Genomic DNA, 22,765 nt, shown 5'->3' with positions numbered 1-22,765 from the left:
GATGCTACAACCTAAACGTACTAAGTTCCGTAAGGTTCAGACTGGTCGTAACCGTGGTCTAGCTAAAGGTACTGATGTAAGCTTCGGCGAATTCGGTCTTAAAGCTGTTGGCCGTGGTCGTCTAACTGCTCGTCAAATCGAAGCGGCACGTCGTGCAATGACACGTCACGTTAAGCGTCAAGGTAAAATCTGGATCCGTGTGTTCCCAGACAAACCAATCACAGAAAAACCACTTGAAGTTCGTCAAGGTAAGGGTAAAGGTAACGTTGAGTACTGGGTAGCCCAAATCCAACCTGGTAAGGTTATGTACGAAATGGGTGGTGTACCTGAAGAATTGGCACGTGAAGCGTTCCGTCTTGCGGCACGTAAACTGCCTTTCAAAACTACATTTGTAACTAAGCAGGTGATGTGATGAAAGCACAAGATCTACGCGAGAAAAGCGTTGAAGAGCTTAACGCTGAGCTAATGAATTTGCTACGTGAACAGTTCAACTTGCGCATGCAAGCTGCGACTGGTCAACTACAGCAAACTCATACTCTGAAAGCTGTACGCCGTGATATCGCACGTGTGAAAACTGTTTTGACTGAGAAGGCAGGCGCATAATGAGCGAAGTAAAACGTACTCAACAAGGTCGTGTTGTTAGCGACAAGATGGACAAGTCTATCACTGTTGCTATCGAACGTTTCGTAAAACACCCAATCTACGGTAAATACGTAAAACGTACGACTAAAGTACACGCACATGACGAGAACAACGAGTGTGGCCTAGGCGACACAGTTGAAATCGCAGAGTGTCGTCCACTGTCTAAGACTAAGTCTTGGACTTTGGTAAAAGTTCTAGAAAAGGCGAAGATTTAATCTCGTTAATTCTATGAAACTAAAGCGGCTCCAAAATATTTTTGGAGCCGTTTATTTTTTGACTACCCAATCACAAAAAAGGGTGGTACAATTCGCGTCCCTTTTAAAGAGGCAGCCCGACCCGTGATGGGTCTAGTTATTAATATTTAGCGGAGCACTAACATGATCCAAATGCAAAGTATGCTGGACGCAGCTGATAACTCAGGCGCACGCAGCGTAATGTGTATTAAGGTTCTGGGTGGCTCTCACCGCCGTTATGCACATATCGGTGACGTCATCAAAGTTACTGTGAAGGAAGCAATCCCTCGCGGTAAAGTTAAAAAAGGTGATGTTCTGAAGGCGGTGGTAGTGCGCACCCGTAAAGGCGTACGTCGTCCTGACGGTTCTGTCATTCGCTTCGACCGAAATGCTTGCGTATTGCTAAACGACAATACTGAGCAACCAATCGGTACACGTATCTTTGGTCCTGTGACACGCGAACTTCGTGGCGATAAGTTCATGAAGATCGTTTCACTGGCTCCAGAAGTTCTGTAAGGAGCACGTAGAAATGGCAGCTAAAATCCGTCGTAATGACGAAGTAATCGTTCTTGCTGGTAAAGACAAAGGCAAGAAAGGTAAAGTAACTAAGGTTCTAGCAACTGGTAAAGTTATCGTTGAAGGTATCAACCTAGTTAAGAAACATCAGAAACCTGTTCCAGCTATGGGTATCCAAGGCGGTATCGTAGAGCAAGAAGCAGCTATCGACGTTTCTAACGTGGCTATCTTTAACGCAGCTACTGGTAAAGCTGACCGTATCGGTTTCCGTTTTGAAGACGGCAAAAAAGTTCGTTTCTTCAAGTCTAACGGCGAAACCGTTTCTAACTAATAGAAGTAATTTGGAGTTCTACTATGGCGAAACTGCATGATTACTACAAGTCGTCTGTAGTCGCTGAACTGACCAAACAGTTCGGTTACACAAGCGTCATGCAAGTCCCTAGAATCGAGAAAATCACCCTAAACATGGGTGTTGGTGAAGCAATCAACGATAAGAAACTGCTAGAAAATGCAGCGTCTGATATGGCAACGATCTCTGGTCAAAAGCCACTTATCACAAAAGCGCGCAAATCTGTTGCAGGTTTCAAAATCCGTGAAGGCTACCCTATCGGTTGTAAAGTAACCTTGCGTGGCGAACGTATGTGGGATTTTCTTGAGCGTTTAATTAACATCGCTCTTCCACGTGTACGTGACTTCCGTGGTGTTAGCGCTAAGTCTTTTGACGGTCGCGGTAACTACAGCATGGGCGTTCGCGAGCAAATCATCTTCCCGGAAATCGACTTTGATAAAGTTGATCGAGTACGCGGTCTAGACATCACTATTACGACGTCTGCTGGTACTGATGAGGAAGGCCGTGCTCTGCTGGCTGCCTTTAACTTCCCATTCCGTAAGTAAGGTGAAGGGTTACTGTTATGGCTAAAAATTCAATGAAAGCACGTGAAGCAAAACGTGCGAAGCTAGTAGCTAAGTTCGCTGAAAAGCGTGCAGCGCTAAAAGCTATCATCAGCGATGTAAACGCATCTGAAGAAGATCGTTGGAACGCGGTTCTTACACTGCAATCTCTTCCACGTGATTCAAGTGCATCACGTCAGCGCAACCGTTGCAACCAAACTGGTCGTCCACACGGTTACCTACGTAAGTTCGGTCTAAGCCGTATTAAGGTTCGTGAAGCTTGCATGAAAGGCGAGATTCCGGGTCTTCGTAAGGCTAGCTGGTAATTGCCACTTAATCATTTGGAGTAAATCATATGAGCATGCAAGATCCGATTTCGGATATGCTGACCCGCGTTCGTAACGGTCAGGCAGCAAACAAAGTTGCTGTAAAAATGCCTTCTTCAAAGCTTAAAGTTGCAATTGCTGCACTACTAAAAGCTGAAGGTTACATCGTTGACTTCGCTGTTGAAGGCGAAGCAAAACCTGAGCTAGAAGTTACACTTAAGTACTTCCAAGCTAAACCAGTAATCGAGCAACTTAAACGTGTTTCTCGTCCAGGTCTACGTGTTTACAAGAAGAAAGATGAACTTCCTTCTGTAATGGGTGGTCTTGGTATTGCTATCGTTTCTACTTCCAAGGGTCTTATGTCAGACCGCGCTGCACGTAAAGCAGGTCTTGGTGGTGAAATCATCGCTTACGTAGCTTAATAAGGAGTAGACTATGTCTCGTGTTGCAAAAGCACCTGTCGCTATTCCAGCTGGCGTAGAGGTGAAACTAAACGGCCAAGAAATCACTGTAAAAGGTGCGAAAGGCGAACTAACTCGCGTTCTTAACAACGCAGTTGTAATCGCTCAGGAAGAAAATAACCTGACTTTCGGTCCTAAAGAAGGTGTTGCTAACGCATGGGCTCAAGCAGGTACTGCTCGCGCTCTAGTTAACAACATGGTTGTTGGTGTTACTGAAGGCTTTACTAAGAAGCTAACTCTTAAAGGTGTAGGTTACCGTGCTGCTATCAAAGGCAACGCTGTAGGTCTAACACTAGGCTTCTCACACCCAGTTGAGCACGAGTTGCCAGCGGGTATTAAAGCTGAATGTCCAAGCCAAACTGAAATCGTGATCACTGGTGCTGACAAGCAACTAGTTGGTCAAGTTGCGGCTGACATTCGTTCTTACCGTGAGCCTGAGCCATACAAAGGCAAAGGTGTTCGTTACGCAGATGAAAATGTGCGTACTAAAGAAGCTAAGAAGAAGTAAGGTAACACTATGGATAAGAAAGCATCTCGCATCCGTCGTGCTACACGTGCACGTCGTAAGATTGCAGAACTGGGTGCGACTCGCCTAGTTGTACACCGTACTCCTCGTCACGTGTACGCACAGGTTATCGCGGCTAACGGCTCTGAGGTTATCGCAGCAGCTTCTACTGTAGAAAAAGCGATCCGTGAGCAAGTGAAATACACTGGTAACGTTGATGCAGCTAAAGCAGTGGGTAAAGCTATTGCTGAGCGCGCTCTAGAGAAGGGCGTAACTGCAGTTGCATTTGATCGTTCTGGTTTCCAATACCACGGTCGAGTAGCGGCGCTAGCAGAATCTGCTCGCGAAGCTGGTCTGAAATTCTAAGGTAGGGTTGGAAGATGGCTAAAGAACAACAAGTTCAAGCGAATGATTTGCAAGAAAAGCTAATCGCAGTTAACCGTGTTTCTAAAACGGTTAAAGGTGGTCGAATCATGAGCTTCACTGCACTAACAGTAGTTGGTGACGGTAACGGTCGTGTAGGTTTCGGTTACGGCAAAGCTCGTGAAGTACCTGCAGCGATTCAAAAAGCAATGGAAAAAGCGCGTCGTAACATGACTACGATCGCTCTAAACGAAGGCACTCTTCACCACCCAGTGAAAGGTCGCCATTCGGGCTCTAAAGTTTACATGCAGCCTGCTGCAGAAGGTACTGGTGTTATCGCAGGTGGTGCGATGCGTGCAGTACTAGAAGTTGCTGGTGTACACAACGTACTATCTAAAGCGTACGGTTCTACGAACCCTATCAACATCGTTCGTGCAACGATCGATGCACTAGGTAGCATGAAGTCACCAGAAATGGTTGCTGCTAAACGTGGTCTAACTGTTGAATCTATTTCGGAGTAAGAACACCATGGCAACTATTAAAGTAACTCAAACTAAAAGCTCAATTGGTCGTCTGCCAAAGCACAAAGCTACTTTGCGCGGTCTAGGTCTTCGTAAAATCAACCACACAGTAGAACTTGAAGATACTCCGTGTATTCGCGGTATGATCAACAAGGTTTACTACATGGTTAAAGTTGAGGAGTAATCAGAATGCGTTTGAATACTCTAGCACCGGCTGCTGGCGCGAAAACTTCTGCGAAGCGAGTAGGTCGTGGTATCGGTTCAGGCCTAGGTAAAACTGGTGGCCGTGGTCACAAAGGTCAAAAATCACGTTCTGGCGGCAGTGTTCGTCCAGGTTTCGAAGGCGGTCAGATGCCTCTGAAACAACGTCTACCAAAATTCGGTTTCACTTCTCGTAAGAGCCTAGTGTCTGCTGAAGTTCGTCTAGCTGAGCTAGCGAAAGTTTCTGGTGACGTAGTTGATCTAAACAGTCTTAAAGCTGCTAACATCATCACTAAGAACATCGAATTTGTAAAAGTTGTTCTTTCTGGTGAAATCAATAAAGCAGTGACTGTTAAAGGTCTACGTGTGACTAAAGGCGCTAAAGCTGCAATCGAAGCTGCAGGCGGTAAAATCGAGGAATAATCTCGAGAAACGAGGTACAGATGGCTAAGAAACCAGGACAAGATTTTCGTAGTGCTCAGAGCGGCTTAAGTGAACTAAAGTCGCGCTTGTTATTCGTAATTGGTGCACTTTTAGTATTCCGAGCCGGCTCTTTTGTGCCGATTCCTGGTATTGACGCTGCTGTACTTGCCGATTTGTTCGAACAGCAAAAAGGTACCATCGTTGAAATGTTTAACATGTTCTCCGGTGGTGCTCTTGAGCGTGCATCTATATTAGCATTGGGCATCATGCCGTATATTTCGGCATCTATTGTTGTCCAATTGCTAACTGTAGTTCATCCAGCGTTAGCTGAACTCAAAAAAGAGGGTGAAGCAGGCCGTCGTAAGATAAGCCAATACACACGCTACGGCACGCTTGTACTTGCAACCTTCCAAGCTATAGGTATTGCAACTGGCCTACCAAACATGGTCGACAATCTGGTTGTTATCAACCAAACCATGTTTACGCTAATTGCTACCGTAAGTTTAGTAACCGGTACCATGTTCTTGATGTGGTTAGGTGAACAAATTACAGAGCGCGGAATTGGTAACGGTATTTCGATACTGATTTTTGCAGGTATTGTTGCTGGATTGCCTTCTGCAATCGGTCAAACAATCGAGCAAGCGCGTCAAGGTGAATTGCATGTACTTCTTCTGTTGCTAATCGCGGTATTAGCTTTTGCAGTAATTTACTTCGTTGTTTTCATGGAACGTGGTCAGCGCCGAATCGTCGTTAACTATGCGAAACGTCAACAAGGTCGTAAAGTATTTGCTGCGCAAAGCTCGCACTTGCCTCTTAAAATTAACATGGCAGGTGTAATTCCAGCGATTTTTGCATCAAGTATTATCTTGTTCCCAGGAACATTGGCTCAGTGGTTTGGTCAAAACGGTGAGAGCAGCGCGTTCGGTTGGTTAACTGACGTGTCTTTGGCTCTTAGCCCAGGTCAACCGTTGTATGTAATGCTTTATGCAGCAGCAATTATCTTCTTCTGTTTCTTCTACACGGCGTTGGTTTTCAACCCGCGTGAAACAGCAGATAACTTGAAGAAGTCTGGTGCATTCGTACCCGGTATCCGCCCAGGTGAGCAGACAGCGAAATACATTGATAAAGTAATGACACGTTTAACCCTTGCTGGTGCACTGTACATTACCTTTATCTGTCTGATTCCCGAGTTCATGATGGTCGCGTGGAACGTACGTTTCTACTTCGGCGGTACATCGCTACTAATCGTAGTTGTTGTAATTATGGACTTTATGGCACAGGTACAGACTCATCTGATGTCTCAACAGTATGATTCTGTGTTGAAGAAAGCGAATCTGAAAGGCTACGGCCGTTAATCCGGCGGTAGACTCAGTTTCATTTACGGAGTTTAGCAATGAAAGTTCGTGCTTCCGTTAAAAAAATCTGCCGTAACTGTAAAGTAATCAAGCGTAACGGTGTCGTTCGCGTGATTTGCAGTGAGCCAAAGCACAAACAGCGCCAAGGCTAATTAGCAGAAATTTTTACTTGAAAATGAAGGTTGGGTCGAGTATATTCCTCGGCCTACCTTTTGCGTGCAAAAGAAGTAGTATTCCGCAGCGTATCCATAACGGGCTTTGCTGCGGCTAATTCTTTTATAGAAACACTTAGGAGTGAATAATGGCCCGTATAGCAGGCATTAACATTCCTGATCAGAAACATGCAGTAATCGCTCTAACAGCGATCTACGGCATCGGTAAAACTCGCTCTCAAGCTATCCTAGCTGAAGTGGGTATTGCTGAAAATGTTAAGATCAGTGAACTAACTGAAGAGCAGATCGATCAACTGCGTGATGGTGTAGCTAAGTACACTGTAGAAGGTGATCTACGTCGTGAAGTATCTATGAACATCAAGCGTCTTATGGACCTTGGCTGTTACCGTGGTCTTCGTCATCGTCGCAGTCTACCACTACGTGGACAGCGTACTAAAACCAACGCTCGCACCCGTAAGGGTCCGCGTAAGCCGATCAAGAAATAATCGGGAAGGTAGAGTACAATGGCTAAACAACCAACTCGCGCTCGTAAGCGCGTACGCAAGCAAGTTGCAGATGGCGTTGCGCACATCCATGCTTCTTTCAATAACACAATCGTAACCATTACTGACCGTCAAGGTAACGCTCTTGCATGGGCTACTGCAGGTGGTTCTGGTTTCCGTGGTTCTCGTAAGTCTACTCCGTTCGCTGCACAGGTTGCTGCTGAGCGTTGTGCTGAAATGGCTAAAGAATACGGCCTAAAGAACTTGGAAGTTATGGTTAAGGGTCCTGGTCCAGGTCGCGAATCTACTGTTCGTGCACTAAACGCCGCTGGTTTCCGCATCACAAACATCGTTGATGCTACACCAATCCCTCATAACGGTTGTCGTCCACCTAAGAAACGTCGCGTATAACGTTTCTAGGACAATTGGAGAAGAATCATGGCAAGATATTTGGGTCCTAAGCTGAAGCTTAGCCGTCGTGAAGGCACTGACTTATTCCTTAAGTCTGGTGTTCGCGCGATCGATACCAAGTGTAAAATTGATAACGCACCAGGTGTACACGGCGCTCGTCGCGGTCGTCTATCTGAGTATGGCGTTCAGCTTCGTGAGAAGCAAAAAGTACGTCGTATGTACGGCGTTCTAGAAAAACAATTCCGTAACTACTACAAAGAAGCTGCTCGCCTAAAAGGCAACACTGGTGAAAACCTACTTCAGCTTCTTGAAGGTCGTCTTGATAACGTAGTTTACCGCATGGGCTTTGGCGCAACTCGCGCAGAAGCACGTCAGCTAGTTAGCCACAAAGCTATCCTAGTAAACGGTAAAGTTGTAAACGTTCCTTCTTTCAAAGTAGCGGCTAATGACGTTGTTTCTATTCGCGAGAAAGCTAAACAGCAAGCTCGTATCAAAGCAGCTCTAGAAGTTGCTGAACAACGTGAAAAACCAACTTGGATTGAAGTAGATGGTGGCAAGATGGAAGGTACATTCAAGCGTATGCCTGAGCGTTCTGATCTATCAGCTGACATCAACGAACAATTGATCGTCGAGCTTTACTCTAAGTAAGGTTTAAACTAAAGAGAGGACACAATGCAGGGTTCTGTAACAGAATTTCTTAAGCCACGTCTAGTTGACATCGAACAAATCAGCTCGACTCACGCAAAAGTAACTCTTGAGCCATTAGAGCGTGGCTTTGGTCATACTCTGGGTAATGCACTTCGCCGCATCCTTCTATCTTCTATGCCAGGTTGTGCTGTAACAGAAGTAGAAATTGAAGGCGTACTTCATGAGTACAGCACGAAAGAAGGCGTTCAAGAAGATATTCTTGAAATTCTTCTAAACCTTAAAGGTTTGGCTGTGCGCGTTGCCGAAGGCAAAGATGAAGTGTTCATTACTTTGAACAAATCAGGCTCGGGCCCTGTGGTTGCAGGTGACATCACCCATGATGGTGATGTAGAGATCGCTAACCCTGAACACGTAATTTGTCACCTAACGGATGACAACGCTGAGATCGCAATGCGTATCAAAGTTGAACGTGGTCGTGGTTATGTTCCAGCTTCTGCGCGTATCCATAACGAAGAAGACGAGCGTCCTATCGGTCGCCTACTAGTAGATGCTACTTACAGCCCAGTAGACAAAATTGCCTACGCTGTAGAAGCAGCTCGTGTAGAACAGCGTACTGATCTAGACAAGCTTGTTATCGATATGGAAACAAACGGTACTCTAGAACCTGAGGAAGCAATCCGTCGTGCAGCTACAATCCTAGCTGAACAATTGGATGCATTCGTAGATCTTCGTGATGTACGAGTTCCTGAGGAGAAGGAAGAGAAGCCAGAATTCGATCCGATCCTACTGCGTCCTGTAGACGATCTTGAACTAACAGTTCGCTCTGCTAACTGTCTGAAAGCAGAAGCGATTCACTACATCGGTGATCTAGTACAACGTACCGAGGTTGAGCTACTTAAAACGCCTAACCTTGGTAAAAAGTCTCTTACTGAGATTAAAGACGTACTTGCGTCACGTGGTTTGTCTCTGGGCATGCGCCTAGAAAACTGGCCACCTGCATCAATCGCTGAAGATTAATCGATACTAGTTAGAAGGATTAGGTCATGCGCCATCGTAAGAGTGGTCGTCAACTCAACCGCAACAGCTCACATCGCAAAGCGATGTTCAGCAACATGGCTAGCTCTCTAGTACGTCATGAAGTTATCAAGACTACTTTGCCAAAAGCAAAAGAGCTACGTCGCGTAGTTGAGCCTTTGATTACACTAGCTAAGACTGACAGTGTTGCTAACCGTCGTCTAGCATTTGCACGTACTCGTGACAACGAAGTAGTTGCAAAACTATTTAACGAACTAGGTCCACGTTTTGCTGCTCGTCAGGGCGGTTACACTCGTATCCTAAAAGCTGGCTTCCGTGCTGGTGATAAAGCTCCAATGGCTTACATTGAGCTTGTAGATCGCCCAGCTGCTGAAGAAGCTGCTGAGTAATCAGTTCGTAAGAACGAGAAAGCCGAGCATTAGCTCGGCTTTTTTGTATCTGTAATTCAGTAAACCTTTATATCCAGCCTGCATTTATTTCAACCCATGCCGACTGGCAATTTAAAAAGTGATTATCACTTACGCTTATTTACTAGTATTCCACAACCCGCCCAACGAACTTAGAAGCCCTTCGCTAGCGCCTTGCTTGTTCAAGTAATCCAAGATGACTGGAGCAAACTGACTGATCATAGATGGGTCTAAACCTAACGTATCGAATGCACTTTTGACTGCACTGATATTCTCAATATTTCCTAGTAAGCTTTGTGCTCCTTGCAAGTTTGAAAGTCCAGGAATCAAAGACTGTAATTCACTACTATTTTCTTGCGAAAGCTGGCTTTGAGCCAAAGCAAGTAGCGCACCACTGCCTCCGGCTGCTTGCTCAGTGGATACTGGTAATTGGCTAGTTAGCATGTCTGTTAATGGAGATGACTCGGTGTTCAAGCTGCTGCCGACCATGTCCATCAGGCCACTTTCTTTACTTTTTTGAGTGACTGAATCTAAGAATGCGTGCGCACTACCAATGTTGATTGATAGGAGTGCTAGAGTTAGGAGTGTTTTACGCATAGTACCTCCAAAGGTTGAGCGTTTTTTAAAAGTGATTTTATTTTTAAAGGCTATCAGAGTGAAAGGTTCAGAGGTGAGAAAGTCTATTCAGTTTAGACAAAAAAACGGCGCTAGTGCGCCGTTTTATTTAATCATAATTGAAAATGGTTTCAATTAGATAATATCTAATAGTTCTACTTCGAAAACTAAAGCTGCAAATGGAGGGATAGCCGCACCAGCGCCACGCTCACCGTACGCAAGATCTTGTGGTACGTATAGCTTCCACTTAGAGCCAACAGGCATTAGTTGTAGTGCCTCTACCCAACCTTTGATTACACCTGTAACAGGGAATTCAGCAGGTTGACCGCGAGATACAGAGCTATCGAATACAGTACCGTCAGTTAGCTCACCGTGGTAGTGAACGCGAACTGAGCTTTCTGCTGTAGGAACTGCACCAGTACCTTCAGAAATGATTTCGTACTGAAGACCAGAGTCTAGAACGTTAACTTCAGGTCGTAGAGCGTTGTCTTTTAGGAACGCTTCGCCTTCTGCTGCCGCAATTTTTGCTGCTTCTTGGCGAGCTGTTTCTGCACGAGTGTGAAGTTCTTGTAGTGCTTTGTTGATTTCATCAATTTCGATTGATGGCATGTCACCAGTTAGTGCTGTTGCAATACCTGCTGCGATAGCATCAACGCTAAGACCTTCAAGACCAGAGCCTGCAAGTTGCTGACCCATTTGCAGACCAATGCCGTAGCTTGCTTTTTGTTCTGCAGTTTCAAATTTAATTTCAGACATGAATGTCGCTCTTATTAGGAGTGATAAAGGTAACAGGATATCAGTTTCGAGCTTAGGTTTAAATGATTGCGACTGAATGCTTAATTGAGGCGACCAGGTTGTGACTTATCTCTTACTCCAAGTGAAATTTCTGCTAATTTAATCCCAATTCCATTTTAGTTTGGTGAAAAACATATACTCTCCGCGTCGGTATTTTTATACTGGCCGTAGAAGTATTAAGGGACTCATTACAATGAATCGTCGCAGAAAGAAAAAGCAGCAAGTCGACTATGTCGAATTGGTTAAACAAAAATTCGCTGCTATCGACTGGAAGCAGCCGTTCAACAAAGAGCAATGGTTGGAGCGTATACAGCCTGTTAAGCAGTTTTGGTTGCGTCTGCCTAAATTTCACCAGCGTGCTTTGATGGTCTTAGTGCCATTGATTCTGGTACTCCTTGTTATTCCTTTGCCTAATAAAGCAGACCAGCCAGTTGAGCAGACTGAGGTCGATCATCAACGCGTAGCGATTGAGCTGAACGCGCAGAGTTTAAGCCAGCAGAGAACCTCTCAGAACTCTGGACCGAAATCTGAAGACTGGAAAGAGTACACGGTTAAAAATGGTGATACATTAGCGCAGGTTTTCAGAAGTAATCAGCTCTCTATGGCGGATCTTAGCGATCTGGTCAACATAGAAGGCAGTGATAAGCCGCTAAGCCAAATAAAGCAGGGACAATTGATTCGCTTTAAGCTTAGTGACGAAGGTGAGTTAGATATGCTACAGCTGGAAAAAAGCGGGCGGTCCGTTATGTTTTTCCGTTTATCGGATGGGACCTTTGGACGTAACAAGTAAACGCTTCAAATGAAAAGACGCGAAGATATCGCGTCTTTTTAGTTAGTCTTTCATAGCGATTAGTTTTCATAGTAACCAATCGAATTGAAGCTTATTGCGCTACGGATTCTTTCCGCATATCCACATGAGGGATACCATCTTCAAGGTAGCACTCTGAGATAACCTTGAATCCATGACTTGCATAAAACGGGATGAGGTGTTCTTGAGCACCTATATCGATTGTCTGCCCTGGCCATAATGTTTCGCATTGTGCCAAGGCCTTGTCCAATAACTTATGACCTAAGCCACCGCCTCGCGCGATCTGCTTTGTCACCACTCGACCAATACTCACATTGTCATACGTAGTGCCTGCGGGCAGTAATCTTGCGCAAGCAACCAGTTCATCACCGTGATAGCCTATTAGATGATAAACGCCTTCCAGCGTGTCCTTACCATCAAGTTCAGGGTAAGGGCAGGTTTGTTCAACAACGAATACATCCACACGCAATTTCATCATTTCATACAGCTGCGTGGTTGTTAGCTGAGCAAAGGGCAAAGTAATCCAAGTGAGCATGTTGTTATCCGTAATGAGAATAGAGTGACTGACTTTACTTTGTTTTGAGCTCATACTCATTAACAAAGGTTAATTAGCACTGGTTTTCCCACCAAATCTGGTGATAATGTGCCCTCTTTCCATCTCACCTGAGGATATCCCCGTGAGCAAACAAACATTCGATCAAGTTGGGCTTAACCCAGCGTTACTTGCCACACTTGATTCCCTGAACTATACCCACATGACGCCAATTCAAGCTTTGAGCTTGCCTGCAATCCTAAAACATCGTGATGTCATCGGGCAGGGTAAAACGGGCTCAGGTAAAACCGCTGCATTTGGTTTAGGGGTTTTATCGAACCTCAACGTCAAACGCTTTCGTGTCCAGTCATTAGTATTGTGTCCAACACGTGAGCTTGCAGATCAAGTAGCGAAGGAAATTCGTACTTTAGGTCGCGGCATTCATAATATTAAAGTGCTTACTCTCTGCGGTGGGATGCCTATGGGGCCACAAATTGGTTCGTTAGAGCATGGTGCGCATATCCTAGTTGGTACTCCTGGTCGTATTTTGGATCACCTTGAAAAAGGCCGAATTGATCTTAGCGAACTGAATACCTTGGTGCTAGATGAAGCTGATCGCATGTTGGACATGGGTTTCCAAGACGCATTAGATGCAATCATCGATGCAGCGCCAAAGCAGCGTCAAACTCTACTTTTCAGTGCTACTTTTCCAGAAAAAATTGAGCAAATTGCGCAGCGTATAATGCAGACACCGGAAGTGATTAAGGTGGAATCGACGCATGATACTTCAAGCATTGCGCAGTACTTCTATAAAGTTGAAGGCTCGGAAGCGCGTGATGAAGCATTGGCGAATTTGCTGCTGACTCACCAACCAGAGTCCGCGGTGGTTTTTTGTAATACCAAAAAAGAAGTACAAAGTGTCGCAGATGAGTTGCATCACAAAGGATTCAGCGTTATCGATATCCATGGGGACTTAGAGCAGCGTGAACGCGACCAAGCATTGGTGCAGTTTGCTAACAAGAGTGTGTCTATCCTTGTTGCAACAGACGTTGCAGCGCGTGGTTTGGACGTTGATAATCTTGATGCTGTCTTTAACTTTGAGCTATCGCGCGATCCTGAGGTTCATGTGCACCGTATTGGTCGTACAGGTCGTGCGGGTAGTAAAGGTTTAGCGTTCAGCTTTTTTGGTGAGAAAGACGGTTTACGTGTAGCTCGTATTGAAGAATACCTAGAGATGGACGTGGTACCAGCAACATTGCCTGCCAAATCAAATCAGCAGCCATACCAAGCGAAGATGGTTACGATTAACATTGATGGCGGTAAGAAACAGAAAGTACGACCGGGTGATATTTTAGGTTGTTTGACAGGAAAAAATGGTATTCCAGGCTCTCAAGTCGGAAAGATCCACCTATTCCCTGTGCGCGCTTATGTTGCCGTCGAAAAGTCTGTGGCTAAAAAGGCTCTACAGACCATTAGTAACGGCAAGATGAAAGGGCGCCAGTTCCGGGCGCGAATTCTTAAATAGCTCAAATAGCAGAGAAAAAGCTCTTCGTTTGAAGAGCTTTTTTCTTTTTGGAGTTTATTTGAGAGTGTGATCTTTGGTTAAGCGTGCTTTGATTCGACTCAAACTGATTGGCGTAATGCCCAGGTAGGCCGCAATTTGACTATCGGTAATACGTTGCTTTAAATCTGGGTAATGAGCGCAAAATAATTGATATCGTTCCTCTGGAGAGTAGAGCAACATAAAGCGTTCTTTATTCTCTTTATTAACCAGTTGGTTTTCGAGTAGCTTTAAGTAAATGGCGTGCTTTTCTGCTCGCCAGTGATGCAACGTTTCAATTGGCAAGCAAAATAGCTGACAAGCGCTCAGCGTTTCCAATAAGTAAGGCGAAGGTTGGTCCTTTATTATGCTCTCAAACCCGATAACCCAGTCCTTCTCCCAATAAAATTCTTTACTGAATTCTTTGCCGTGCTCAGTAAGATAGCTTGCGTGGCATAACCCCTCAATGATGAAGTAAAGGTGTGAGCTCAACTCCCCTTGGTGATTAAGAATGTGGCGTGTAGGCAGTTCGAGTAACTCACCATTTTCAATAAGTTGGTTTGCTTCTGTCTCTAAAAAGCCATGTTTGACTAAGTCTGAAAAAAGATCGCTGTGCATGTGATAACTCGGAAACGGTTTTCTTTATTTTAACGGGTTTTATTGATAACAAAAAAGCGGCTCATGAGAGCCGCTTAGTGTTGTTGTCAAATCAACCTTATTTATTCAGATCGATTTGATAAATTGCGAAACCAATGTCGTCTGTTGACACGCGTTTCATTGGGTATTGTCCTTTCTCTTTGATGAACTGCGCTGCTTTATCGCTAGGGGAGGTTTCGAAACGAATATCTAGCTTTTTATCGGACTTAATCGGTGCGAAAGACCAGTTGTTGTCAGCGCTTGGTGTCACTTCTCCTTTTTCTTCACTCACGCGAGAAATATAAGTGGCGACGACAGAGCGGTTTTCATCTGGTGCGTCAAATGCAATGAAATCTGGGCCTGTACCAGGAAAAGTATTGCTATAAGCACGGTAGTTATTGGTTGCGATGATGAAATCTTGCTTCGAATTGACAGGCTTACCATTAAACGTCAGATTCACAATGCGCTGAGAATCTGGATTAATCACTTTACAATCCGCATCGTACTTCGGCGGTTGGGTAACGTCGATTTGGTAGTTAACCCCATCAATAACATCGAAGTTGTAAGTACGGAAATTATCCCAATCAATCAAAGATTGCGGTTTAGGATTGTTGATGTCGATGTGGTTGAATTGACCCGCACTGCACTCTAGCCATTCGCGAACTTCTTTACCTTTCACTTTCATCGCAACCAAGGTGTTTGGGTATAAGTAAAGATCGGCCGCATTACGAAAGGTGAGCTGACCGGATTCTACTTCTGTAAAGTTATTCGGATCGTTCTTACGACCGCCGACTTTAAATGGTGCTGCCGCACTCAGTACTGGAATGTCAGAAAGGTCTGGGTCGCCTTGAATAAAGCGTTCTACGTAGTCTTTCTGAGCAAGGTTAACGATTTGAATGGTGGGGTCGTCCTGCACTAATGCCAAGAAGCTGTACATGACATCATTTGCTTTGCCGATTGGTTGGTTTACAAATTCACGAGTGCCTTTGTGATCTTCTTCTAACGCTTTCACAATATCTTCATCGGCTTTAGCTAATGACTTCTTATTTACTTTATCGAAGATAGGGCGTGCTTCTGCTTGGCCTTCGATGACTTGCCATCTGCCGTCTTTCTCTTTCAGCATCAAATCCATCACACCTACGTGACTTCCCCAGCGACCCGGCATCACGGACGTTACACCATTGATGGTCCCTTTATCTATATCAACACCAGGTAGGTTTGCGAAGTCTTTCCCTGGGAAGACTGCGTGAGAGTGGCCAAAAGCAATTGCATCAATACCTTCAACTTCTGTGAGGTAGTAAACAGAGTTTTCAGCTCCTAGCTTGTATGGATCAGTAGAAATGCCCGAGTGTGGAATCGCCACAATCACGTCTGCGCCTTCTTTCTTCATTTGAGGAATCAGTTTCTCTGCTGTTTCCTTAATGTCTTTAGCAAAGACTTTGCCTTCTAAGTTCTTCTTATCCCACACCATAATTTGTGGTGGTACAAAGCCGATGTAACCCACTTTTATTTGATGCGCTTCGCCGTTTGTGTCTTTAAAAGTGTGAGTTTTGATGAGGTAAGGCTTGAAGTAATGCTCACCGGTTTGTTTATCAAATACGTTTGCGTTGATGTAAGGGAAGTTTGCCCCCTTCAACGTCTTTTGTAGAAAATCTAAGCCATAGTTGAACTCATGATTGCCAATGTTGCCCACATCGTAGTCTAGCTGGTTCATCGCTTTGTAGACTGGGTGCACGTCGCCGGGATTAATCCCCTTTGCTGCCATGTAATCGCCCATTGGGCTGCCCTGAATTAAATCACCGTTATCTACTAGTACCGTGTTTTCTGCCTCGGACTTAGCTTGTTTCACTATTGTCGCAGCGCGACTTAAACCGATTTGCTGTGATGGTTGGTCTTTGTAGTAATCGTAATCCATCACGTTGGTGTGAATGTCGGTGGTTTCGATAATACGAAGCTTGATGGTATCGGCCATTGCTGGGCCAGCAAGCGTTAGCATGCCACTTAAAACTGCGAGGGAAATAGGATGAACTGCCACTTTCATTTGGTGCTCCAATTCAATGATAAGGGGAAATCGTACTGCGTAATGTATCAAATACAGGTGCAACTCGATGATAAAGATACAGAAAACTGTGAACATTAATCAGTTTACTGAACCTTATTCATATTAACCGCCGACTTTTTCACGCTTTTGAATGAGACCAAACAAAAACTTCTTAGCAGATTTTTGAATAAAAAATGAAATTTTAGAATTTCAGGTAATATAAACGCCCCGCCATAATGCTTGCATAACGATATCAATGGACGATGAGCAAGCACATGGCAACGAACGATTCAGTCACTTCTTTCCCTAAACCAAAGCCCCGGTTAGTTTCTGACAACCCAGTCGCTGGTGTTACTCGTTTTGCAAAGCAATCGCTACAGCCTGGTGAAGTCGCCTTAGTCGGTGCAGGACCAGGCGATCCTGAACTTCTGACGGTGAAAGCACTGAACTGCTTGCAGCAAGCTGATGTGGTTTTGTACGACTACTTGGTGTCTGAAGAAATCATGGCATTGATTCCAAGCGATACGATTTTGGTGTGCGTTGGGAAGCGAGCTGGGCATCACAGTGTGCCGCAGGAGAAGACGAATCAGCTTTTGGTGGATTTTGCCAAGCAGGGCTACAAAGTAGTGCGCATTAAAGGTGGGGATCCGTTTGTATTCGGTCGTGGTGGTGAAGAGTTAGAAGTGCTTGCTGATGCCGGCGTTCGTTTTCAAGTTGTCCCTGGCATTACCGCAGCAGCTGGCGCAACCGCTTATGCTGGTATTCCACTGACTCATCGTGATTATGCGCAATCGGCCATCTTTGTGACTGGCCACTTGAAAGAAGAAAGTGATGAGATGGATTGGTCCACGTTGGCGCGTGGGAATCAGACTTTAGTGATCTACATGGGGCTGATGAAATCACACTATATTCAGAATCAACTCATTAAGCATGGTCGTTCAGCGTCGACTCCGATTGCCATTATTGAGCGTGGCACGCAGATTCAACAAAAAGTATTTACGGGAGAACTCTCCCAACTCTCTGATTTATCGAAGGAAGCACAGTCGCCATCTTTGATTGTTGTCGGAGAGGTAGTGCGACTGTCTCAAAAGTTAGACTGGTTTTTGTCTAGTACTGAATTCAACAAAAGTGCTATTGCCAACTCCATATAATTTCAGACCAAAGATTAGAGACGTAATGCGCCTTCAAGCTTAAAAAGGAAATACAAAACATGGACCAACAACGTTTAACTCACCTTAAACAACTCGAAGCGGAGAGTATCCACATCATCCGTGAAGTTGCGGCTGAGTTTGATAACCCAGTCATGATGTATTCGATTGGTAAAGACTCATCAGTGATGCTGCACCTAGCGCGTAAAGCTTTTTACCCAGGTAAGATTCCATTTCCATTGCTGCATGTCGACACCGATTGGAAGTTCCGCGAGATGATTGAATTTCGTGATCGCACCGCGGCCAAATACGGTTTTGAGCTTTTGGTACATAAGAATCCAGAAGGTCTAGCCATGGGCTGTAGTCCGTTTGTTCATGGTTCTTCTAAGCACACTGACATCATGAAGACTCAAGGCTTAAAACAAGCGCTGAACAAGTACGGTTTTGATGCGGCCTTTGGTGGCGCGCGCCGCGATGAAGAGAAATCACGGGCGAAAGAGCGCGTGTATTCATTCCGCGATAAGAACCATACATGGGACCCTAAAAACCAACGTCCTGAGCTATGGAAGACGTACAACGGTCAGGTTAATAAGGGTGAGAGCATTCGTGTATTCCCACTGTCTAACTGGACTGAGCTTGATATCTGGCAATACATCTATTTAGAAAACATCGAGATCGTGCCGCTTTACCTCGCGGACAAACGCCCAGTTGTTGAACGCGATGGCATGCTGATCATGGTTGATGATGATCGTATGGAGCTTCAACCGGGTGAAGTGATTGAAGAGAAGAGTGTGCGCTTCCGTACCCTTGGTTGTTATCCATTGACTGGGGCTATCGAGTCTGAAGCAAACACTTTAACTGGCATTATCGAAGAGATGCTGGTGGCAACGTCGAGTGAGCGCCAAGGCCGAGCGATCGACCACGATCAGTCAGGATCGATGGAGCTTAAGAAACGTCAAGGTTACTTCTAAAGGATCTAAGGAAAGATAATGAACAGTGCAGTTGAAGCTCAATTAGCCGAGCTTGGTATCGAAGGCTATTTAACACAACACCAGTACAAGTCGTTACTTAGATTCTTGACTTGTGGCTCGGTGGATGACGGTAAAAGTACATTAATCGGTCGCTTACTCCATGACTCAAAACAAATTTATGAAGATCAGCTAGCGGCAGTGCATTCAGACAGCCAACGTGTGGGTACCACGGGTGAAAAGCCCGACCTTGCGTTGTTGGTCGATGGCTTACAAGCTGAGCGAGAGCAGGGGATCACGATTGATGTGGCTTACCGCTATTTCTCGACGCAGAAACGTAAATTCATCATTGCAGATACTCCTGGACACGAGCAGTACACACGTAACATGGCTACAGGCGCATCGACATGTGACTTAGCTGTGATTCTGGTTGATGCACGTAAGGGCATTCTCGATCAAACTCGTCGTCACTCTTTCATTTCCAACCTGTTGGGTTTGAAGCACTTTGTTGTGGCGATCAACAAGATGGACTTAGTGGATTACTCCCAAGAGCGCTTTGAAGAGATCCGCGATGAGTATCTGAAGTTCTCTGAGAATCTGACAGGGGATATTGATATTCAAATCATCCCGATCTCAGCGCTTGAAGGGGACAATGTGGTGGATAAAGGCCAAAACCTGACTTGGTTTAAAGGCCCATCATTGCTTGAGCTTCTTGAAACGGTCGATGTGGATCAAGAAAAAGGCGCGGGTGAATTCCGCTTCCCTGTGCAATACGTTAATCGTCCTAACCTCGATTTCCGTGGTTTTGCGGGGACCATTTCTTCTGGTTCGATCAAAGTCGGTGATGCCATTAAAGCTTTGCCATCGGGTAAAACGTCAACTGTGGCACGTATTGTGACCTTTGATGGTGATATCGAAGAAGCTCGTGCCGGATTAGCTGTCACTCTGACGCTAAGCGATGAGATCGATATTAGCCGTGGCGATTTGATTGTTCTAGATAATGCTCAAGTGGAAACCACAAACCATTTGCTTGCCGATGTGGTGTGGATGACAGAGCAACCCCTGCAACCGGGTCGTGACTATGACATCAAAATCGCAGGTAAGAAAACCGTAGGTCATGTTGAAGCGATTCGTCATCAATATGACATTAATAATCTCTCGACTCATAGCTCGGCAGAGCTGCCATTGAATGGTATTGGTTTGTGTGAATGGTCTCTTAATGAGTCAGTCGCGCTGGACAATTATCAAGACTGTGCAGATACCGGTGGCTTTATCATTATCGATCGTCTGACAAACGTGACGGTTGGTGCTGGCATGGTTAAAGAGAGCCTCGCCGTGGTTGAGCGCGATTTGACGGACATCTCTGCGTTTGAAGTTGAGCTTAATGCGCTTGTCCGTAAACACTTCCCACACTGGGAAGCAAAAGACGTCAGCCAGTTTCTGAAAAAGTAACTGGCTCACCCAAGTACGATAATTTCAGGCACTGTTTGCTGTTGTACTTGGGGTGTCGCTACCTAACTGAATTGCGAAATGTCGTTAGGTATTCTCCTAATACCAGAATGCTTCGGTGGAGCCCAAGAAACCGAGCATTCTGATGTTCTTTTCGCTTGCGCTGATTTTTGTCTGTTTGCTCGTTTGTCGGTGATTCATGGATAAATGAGTCGTTGTTGTGCCCTTTAGGGCTATTTGGTAAGGAAAGGCTATGTGGGAACAAGGGTTTGTGTTAGCGATTTTGCTTGGCATTATCACTTGCTTGCTTGTCACGAAAATTAAGCCTAGTTATGTCTTTGCGGGTGCCGCTTTTATTGCATTCATGGCTGGGATGATGGATTCAGCCACTATCGCATCCAATTTTACCAACTCTTCATTGTTAACCCTGGTTCTATTGATTCTTGCATCCTGTGCTCTAGAAAAAACACTGCTGATCAGTTGGGTGAGCCGAAGTATCTCTGAGGGCCAGTTAGGCAGCGTGATTGCTAAGCTCGGTGTATCGACAGCCTTGCTCTCTTCATTTACGAATAATACCGCTGTGGTTGTCTCATTGATTGGGGCGATTAAGCGTAATCAGCAGCATGCACCTTCGAAATTACTTATCCCATTGTCTTACGCCGCCATTTTTGGTGGCACGTTAACTTTGATTGGTACGTCGACTAACTTAATCATCAACAGCTTTGTTGAAGACGCAGGCTTACCGAGCCTGAGCTTTTTTACACCTACGATGATAGGTTTGGCTGTGCTGGTGGGAGGGATGCTGATTCTTATCCCGCTCAGCTACTTGCTACCGAATTATGATGATCAAAACCAAGAAGATTTACCTTACTTTCTTGAGTCTCGCGTTGAGCCTGGATCACCGCTAGTTGGGCGTACGATCAGCGAGAATAATTTACGTGCGCTGCGCAAACTGTTTCTTGCAGAAGTGGTGCGCGATGGTGTTACTGTTTCTTCTGTGGGACCGGATTTTGTGCTCAATGCAAAAGACCGCCTGTTATTTTGTGGCGATGTTGAGAGCGTCGCGACCCTGCAAGAAATTCCGGGCCTCAAGTTGTTTGGTCAGCAGCACTTAAATGGGCAAAACTTTATCGAAGTTGTGGTGAGCTCGTCGGCGACATTTTGCTACAAAACCCTCAAAGAGAGCCGATTCCGCGACCGATTCGATGCCGTTGTTGTGGCGATTCGCCGAGGCCACGAACGCCTAGAAGGTGGCTTGGGTAGCATTACCTTAGCGCCTGGGGACACGTTAGTTCTGGTTCCAGGAAAGCGTTTTGAGTCTGAACGCCGAGCTCATCGTAAAGAGTTTGTTTTAGTGCATGACTTGGACTCTAGCGCTCGGCTTGATACGAATAAGTCTTCCATTGTATTACTGGGCTTTGCAGCCGTAATTGGATGCGCTCTATTAGAGTTAGTGCCAATTATTAAAGGTCTAGCTGCGTACCTTATCGCGCTTATTGCGTTTGGTATTGTGCAGATTTCAGAACTGCGCCGCCGTTTTCCGATCGATATCGTCGTGATTGTCGGTTCCGCTTTGTCTATTGCTCAACTGATGATCTCTTCTGGATTGTCAGAAAGAATGGGAGTGATGTTTATTGAAGCGTTTAATGGCTGGGGAGTATTTGGTGCCTTGGTGGCGACTTATATCATGACATTGGTACTCACTGAATTGGTGACAAACAATGCCGCGGCTGCGCTTTCTTTTCCTATCGGCTATAGCATGGCGGTGGGTTATGGCGTGGATCCGATGCCATTCATCATGGCGGTTTTGTTCGGCGCGAGTGCGAGCTTTATCTCTCCCTACGGTTACCAAACTAACCTGCTGGTGTACAGCGTAGGAAATTACAAATTGACCGACTACGTGAGAATTGGAGTGCCAATTTCGATTGTGTACTCTGTATTAGTACTTACTTTGATCCCGGTCTTTTTCCCGTTTTAATTCCGATATTTACAAGGATACGTTATGACTGCCGAAACGACGGTAAAAGATGAAAACATTGTTTGGCACCAGCATTCGGTTGATAAACAGTTTCGTGCTGAATTAAAGAAGCAAAAACCTGCCGTATTGTGGTTCACTGGTTTATCTGGAGCGGGTAAATCAACCGTAGCGGGGGCGTTGGAAAATCGCCTTGCAGCATTGGGTTACCACACCTATTTATTGGATGGTGACAATGTACGGCATGGTTTGTGTAGCGATTTAGGTTTTTCTGAACAGGACCGTCGCGAGAACATTCGTCGCATTGGTGAACTGGCGAAGTTGATGGCAGATGCGGGTTTAATTGTTCTGTCGGCGTTTATTTCACCGCATCGTGCAGAGCGGAAGTTAGTGCGCGATTTATTGCCAGAAGGCGAGTTTATCGAAGTGTATGTCAATGCATCTCTAGAGGTTTGCGAAGGTCGAGATCCTAAGGGTTTATACCGTAAAGCCCGTGCGGGAGAGATTCCTAATTTCACTGGTATTGATTCGGAATATCAAGCGCCAGAGAACCCTGAAATCGATTTGCCCGCGGGAGAAAAGAGTGTCGATGAGCTGGTAGATTTGTGCTTAATCGATCTTAAACAACGCGGTGTGATCCGATAAAAAAGCATTTAGATCATAGG

The 22,765-nt window shown here is 45.3% G+C and carries 32 protein-coding genes; 27 read left to right on the top strand and 5 right to left on the bottom strand.

Annotation, left to right across the window (positions count from 1 at the left end; all coding sequences use genetic code 11):
• Position 1 precedes the first annotated feature (1 nt).
• The 20 genes from rplP to rplQ all read left to right on the top strand — a co-directional run bounded on the left by rplP (position 2) and on the right by rplQ (position 9,575).
• Positions 2-412, top strand: coding sequence for a 50S ribosomal protein L16 (gene rplP, locus R7Q39_RS06825; protein ID WP_005379577.1), 411 nt, complete (start codon positions 2-4; stop codon positions 410-412).
• The gene (rpmC, locus tag R7Q39_RS06820; RefSeq protein ID WP_005379576.1) at positions 412-603 is read left to right on the top strand and encodes a 50S ribosomal protein L29; all 192 of its coding nucleotides are present in this window, start codon (positions 412-414) and stop codon (positions 601-603) included. The genes rplP and rpmC overlap by 1 nt, the downstream gene beginning before the upstream one ends.
• The gene (rpsQ, locus tag R7Q39_RS06815) at positions 603-857 is read left to right on the top strand and encodes a 30S ribosomal protein S17 (RefSeq protein WP_005379575.1); all 255 of its coding nucleotides are present in this window, start codon (positions 603-605) and stop codon (positions 855-857) included. The genes rpmC and rpsQ overlap by 1 nt, the downstream gene beginning before the upstream one ends.
• Positions 858-1,019: 162 nt before the next feature.
• Entirely contained in the window at positions 1,020-1,391 is a 372-nt protein-coding gene (rplN, locus tag R7Q39_RS06810; RefSeq protein WP_004410450.1) for a 50S ribosomal protein L14, read from the top strand.
• A gap of 13 nt (positions 1,392-1,404) precedes the next feature.
• Positions 1,405-1,722, top strand: a complete 318-nt coding sequence (gene rplX / locus R7Q39_RS06805; protein WP_005379574.1) for a 50S ribosomal protein L24 — start codon at positions 1,405-1,407, stop codon at positions 1,720-1,722.
• A gap of 23 nt (positions 1,723-1,745) precedes the next feature.
• Complete coding sequence (gene rplE / locus R7Q39_RS06800) at positions 1,746-2,285, top strand: 50S ribosomal protein L5 (protein WP_005379573.1); 540 nt, start codon at positions 1,746-1,748, stop codon at positions 2,283-2,285.
• Positions 2,286-2,302: 17 nt separating this feature from the next.
• A complete protein-coding gene (rpsN, locus tag R7Q39_RS06795; protein WP_004410442.1) occupies positions 2,303-2,608 on the top strand; it encodes a 30S ribosomal protein S14 in 306 nt (101 codons plus the stop codon).
• Positions 2,609-2,637: 29 nt separating this feature from the next.
• The gene (rpsH, locus tag R7Q39_RS06790; RefSeq protein ID WP_005379572.1) at positions 2,638-3,030 is read left to right on the top strand and encodes a 30S ribosomal protein S8; all 393 of its coding nucleotides are present in this window, start codon (positions 2,638-2,640) and stop codon (positions 3,028-3,030) included.
• A 13-nt stretch (positions 3,031-3,043) separates the two neighbouring features.
• Entirely contained in the window at positions 3,044-3,577 is a 534-nt protein-coding gene (gene rplF / locus R7Q39_RS06785) for a 50S ribosomal protein L6 (RefSeq protein ID WP_005379570.1), read from the top strand.
• A gap of 9 nt (positions 3,578-3,586) precedes the next feature.
• Complete coding sequence (gene rplR / locus R7Q39_RS06780; RefSeq protein ID WP_005379568.1) at positions 3,587-3,940, top strand: 50S ribosomal protein L18; 354 nt, start codon at positions 3,587-3,589, stop codon at positions 3,938-3,940.
• Positions 3,941-3,954: 14 nt separating this feature from the next.
• A complete protein-coding gene (gene rpsE / locus R7Q39_RS06775; protein ID WP_004745894.1) occupies positions 3,955-4,458 on the top strand; it encodes a 30S ribosomal protein S5 in 504 nt (167 codons plus the stop codon).
• Between the two features lie 7 nt (positions 4,459-4,465).
• Positions 4,466-4,642, top strand: a complete 177-nt coding sequence (gene rpmD / locus R7Q39_RS06770) for a 50S ribosomal protein L30 (RefSeq protein ID WP_005379565.1) — start codon at positions 4,466-4,468, stop codon at positions 4,640-4,642.
• Positions 4,643-4,647: 5 nt separating this feature from the next.
• Positions 4,648-5,082 (top strand): 50S ribosomal protein L15, encoded by a 435-nt coding sequence (rplO, locus tag R7Q39_RS06765; protein ID WP_005383155.1) that lies wholly within the window; start codon positions 4,648-4,650, stop codon positions 5,080-5,082.
• A gap of 20 nt (positions 5,083-5,102) precedes the next feature.
• Complete coding sequence (secY, locus tag R7Q39_RS06760; protein ID WP_005379562.1) at positions 5,103-6,437, top strand: preprotein translocase subunit SecY; 1,335 nt, start codon at positions 5,103-5,105, stop codon at positions 6,435-6,437.
• A gap of 38 nt (positions 6,438-6,475) precedes the next feature.
• Positions 6,476-6,589 carry a 50S ribosomal protein L36 gene (rpmJ, locus tag R7Q39_RS06755; protein ID WP_000868186.1) on the top strand — a complete coding sequence of 38 codons (114 nt, stop codon included), beginning with the start codon at positions 6,476-6,478 and terminating at the stop codon, positions 6,587-6,589.
• A 149-nt stretch (positions 6,590-6,738) separates the two neighbouring features.
• Positions 6,739-7,095 carry a 30S ribosomal protein S13 gene (gene rpsM / locus R7Q39_RS06750; RefSeq protein ID WP_005383154.1) on the top strand — a complete coding sequence of 119 codons (357 nt, stop codon included), beginning with the start codon at positions 6,739-6,741 and terminating at the stop codon, positions 7,093-7,095.
• An 18-nt stretch (positions 7,096-7,113) separates the two neighbouring features.
• Complete coding sequence (rpsK, locus tag R7Q39_RS06745; RefSeq protein ID WP_001118870.1) at positions 7,114-7,503, top strand: 30S ribosomal protein S11; 390 nt, start codon at positions 7,114-7,116, stop codon at positions 7,501-7,503.
• A 27-nt stretch (positions 7,504-7,530) separates the two neighbouring features.
• Positions 7,531-8,151 (top strand): 30S ribosomal protein S4, encoded by a 621-nt coding sequence (gene rpsD, locus R7Q39_RS06740; RefSeq protein WP_005383146.1) that lies wholly within the window; start codon positions 7,531-7,533, stop codon positions 8,149-8,151.
• A 24-nt stretch (positions 8,152-8,175) separates the two neighbouring features.
• Entirely contained in the window at positions 8,176-9,168 is a 993-nt protein-coding gene (locus tag R7Q39_RS06735) for a DNA-directed RNA polymerase subunit alpha (RefSeq protein WP_005383143.1), read from the top strand.
• Between the two features lie 26 nt (positions 9,169-9,194).
• Entirely contained in the window at positions 9,195-9,575 is a 381-nt protein-coding gene (rplQ, locus tag R7Q39_RS06730; protein ID WP_005383141.1) for a 50S ribosomal protein L17, read from the top strand.
• 135 nt (positions 9,576-9,710) lie between these two features.
• On the opposite strand, the gene R7Q39_RS06725 is transcribed toward rplQ, so the two are convergent.
• Together R7Q39_RS06725 and R7Q39_RS06720 are read right to left on the bottom strand one after the other, a co-directional pair.
• Positions 9,711-10,190 carry a DUF2780 domain-containing protein gene (locus R7Q39_RS06725; RefSeq protein ID WP_017820297.1) on the bottom strand — a complete coding sequence of 160 codons (480 nt, stop codon included), beginning with the start codon at positions 10,188-10,190 and terminating at the stop codon, positions 9,711-9,713.
• 153 nt (positions 10,191-10,343) lie between these two features.
• A complete protein-coding gene (locus tag R7Q39_RS06720; RefSeq protein WP_005383137.1) occupies positions 10,344-10,964 on the bottom strand; it encodes an FKBP-type peptidyl-prolyl cis-trans isomerase in 621 nt (206 codons plus the stop codon).
• Between the two features lie 232 nt (positions 10,965-11,196).
• Here R7Q39_RS06720 and R7Q39_RS06715 point away from each other — a divergent pair, with 232 nt between their 5' ends.
• Positions 11,197-11,793 (top strand): LysM-like peptidoglycan-binding domain-containing protein, encoded by a 597-nt coding sequence (locus R7Q39_RS06715; RefSeq protein ID WP_318075943.1) that lies wholly within the window; start codon positions 11,197-11,199, stop codon positions 11,791-11,793.
• 91 nt (positions 11,794-11,884) lie between these two features.
• On the opposite strand, the gene R7Q39_RS06710 is transcribed toward R7Q39_RS06715, so the two are convergent.
• Positions 11,885-12,346: a GNAT family N-acetyltransferase gene (locus tag R7Q39_RS06710; protein ID WP_213915200.1), complete on the bottom strand. Its 462-nt coding sequence runs from the start codon at positions 12,344-12,346 to the stop codon at positions 11,885-11,887.
• A gap of 142 nt (positions 12,347-12,488) precedes the next feature.
• Between R7Q39_RS06710 and dbpA the strand changes: the two genes are divergently transcribed.
• Positions 12,489-13,868, top strand: a complete 1,380-nt coding sequence (gene dbpA / locus R7Q39_RS06705) for an ATP-dependent RNA helicase DbpA (RefSeq protein WP_005379583.1) — start codon at positions 12,489-12,491, stop codon at positions 13,866-13,868.
• 54 nt (positions 13,869-13,922) lie between these two features.
• On the opposite strand, the gene R7Q39_RS06700 is transcribed toward dbpA, so the two are convergent.
• Together R7Q39_RS06700 and cpdB are read right to left on the bottom strand one after the other, a co-directional pair.
• On the bottom strand, positions 13,923-14,501 hold the full coding sequence (locus tag R7Q39_RS06700; RefSeq protein ID WP_171344405.1) for a Crp/Fnr family transcriptional regulator: 579 nt from the start codon (positions 14,499-14,501) through the stop codon (positions 13,923-13,925).
• 97 nt (positions 14,502-14,598) lie between these two features.
• Positions 14,599-16,560, bottom strand: coding sequence for a 2',3'-cyclic-nucleotide 2'-phosphodiesterase (cpdB, locus tag R7Q39_RS06695; protein WP_318075942.1), 1,962 nt, complete (start codon positions 16,558-16,560; stop codon positions 14,599-14,601).
• 275 nt (positions 16,561-16,835) lie between these two features.
• Between cpdB and cobA the strand changes: the two genes are divergently transcribed.
• The 5 genes from cobA (at position 16,836) to cysC (ending at position 22,745) form a co-directional block, all read left to right on the top strand.
• Positions 16,836-17,711, top strand: coding sequence for a uroporphyrinogen-III C-methyltransferase (cobA, locus tag R7Q39_RS06690; protein ID WP_031780800.1), 876 nt, complete (start codon positions 16,836-16,838; stop codon positions 17,709-17,711).
• A gap of 59 nt (positions 17,712-17,770) precedes the next feature.
• Entirely contained in the window at positions 17,771-18,679 is a 909-nt protein-coding gene (cysD, locus tag R7Q39_RS06685; protein ID WP_005379592.1) for a sulfate adenylyltransferase subunit CysD, read from the top strand.
• Positions 18,680-18,697: 18 nt separating this feature from the next.
• Positions 18,698-20,128, top strand: a complete 1,431-nt coding sequence (cysN, locus tag R7Q39_RS06680) for a sulfate adenylyltransferase subunit CysN (RefSeq protein ID WP_017633444.1) — start codon at positions 18,698-18,700, stop codon at positions 20,126-20,128.
• A 250-nt stretch (positions 20,129-20,378) separates the two neighbouring features.
• Complete coding sequence (locus R7Q39_RS06675; RefSeq protein WP_005379596.1) at positions 20,379-22,103, top strand: SLC13 family permease; 1,725 nt, start codon at positions 20,379-20,381, stop codon at positions 22,101-22,103.
• Positions 22,104-22,127: 24 nt separating this feature from the next.
• Entirely contained in the window at positions 22,128-22,745 is a 618-nt protein-coding gene (cysC, locus tag R7Q39_RS06670) for an adenylyl-sulfate kinase (protein WP_005379598.1), read from the top strand.
• Positions 22,746-22,765: the final 20 nt, after the last annotated feature.

The sequence above is a fragment of the Vibrio sp. 947 genome (genome assembly GCF_033339115.1).
Classification (GTDB): Bacteria; Pseudomonadota; Gammaproteobacteria; order Enterobacterales; family Vibrionaceae; genus Vibrio; species Vibrio alginolyticus.
This window is presented reverse-complemented; position numbering and strand designations above follow the sequence as displayed.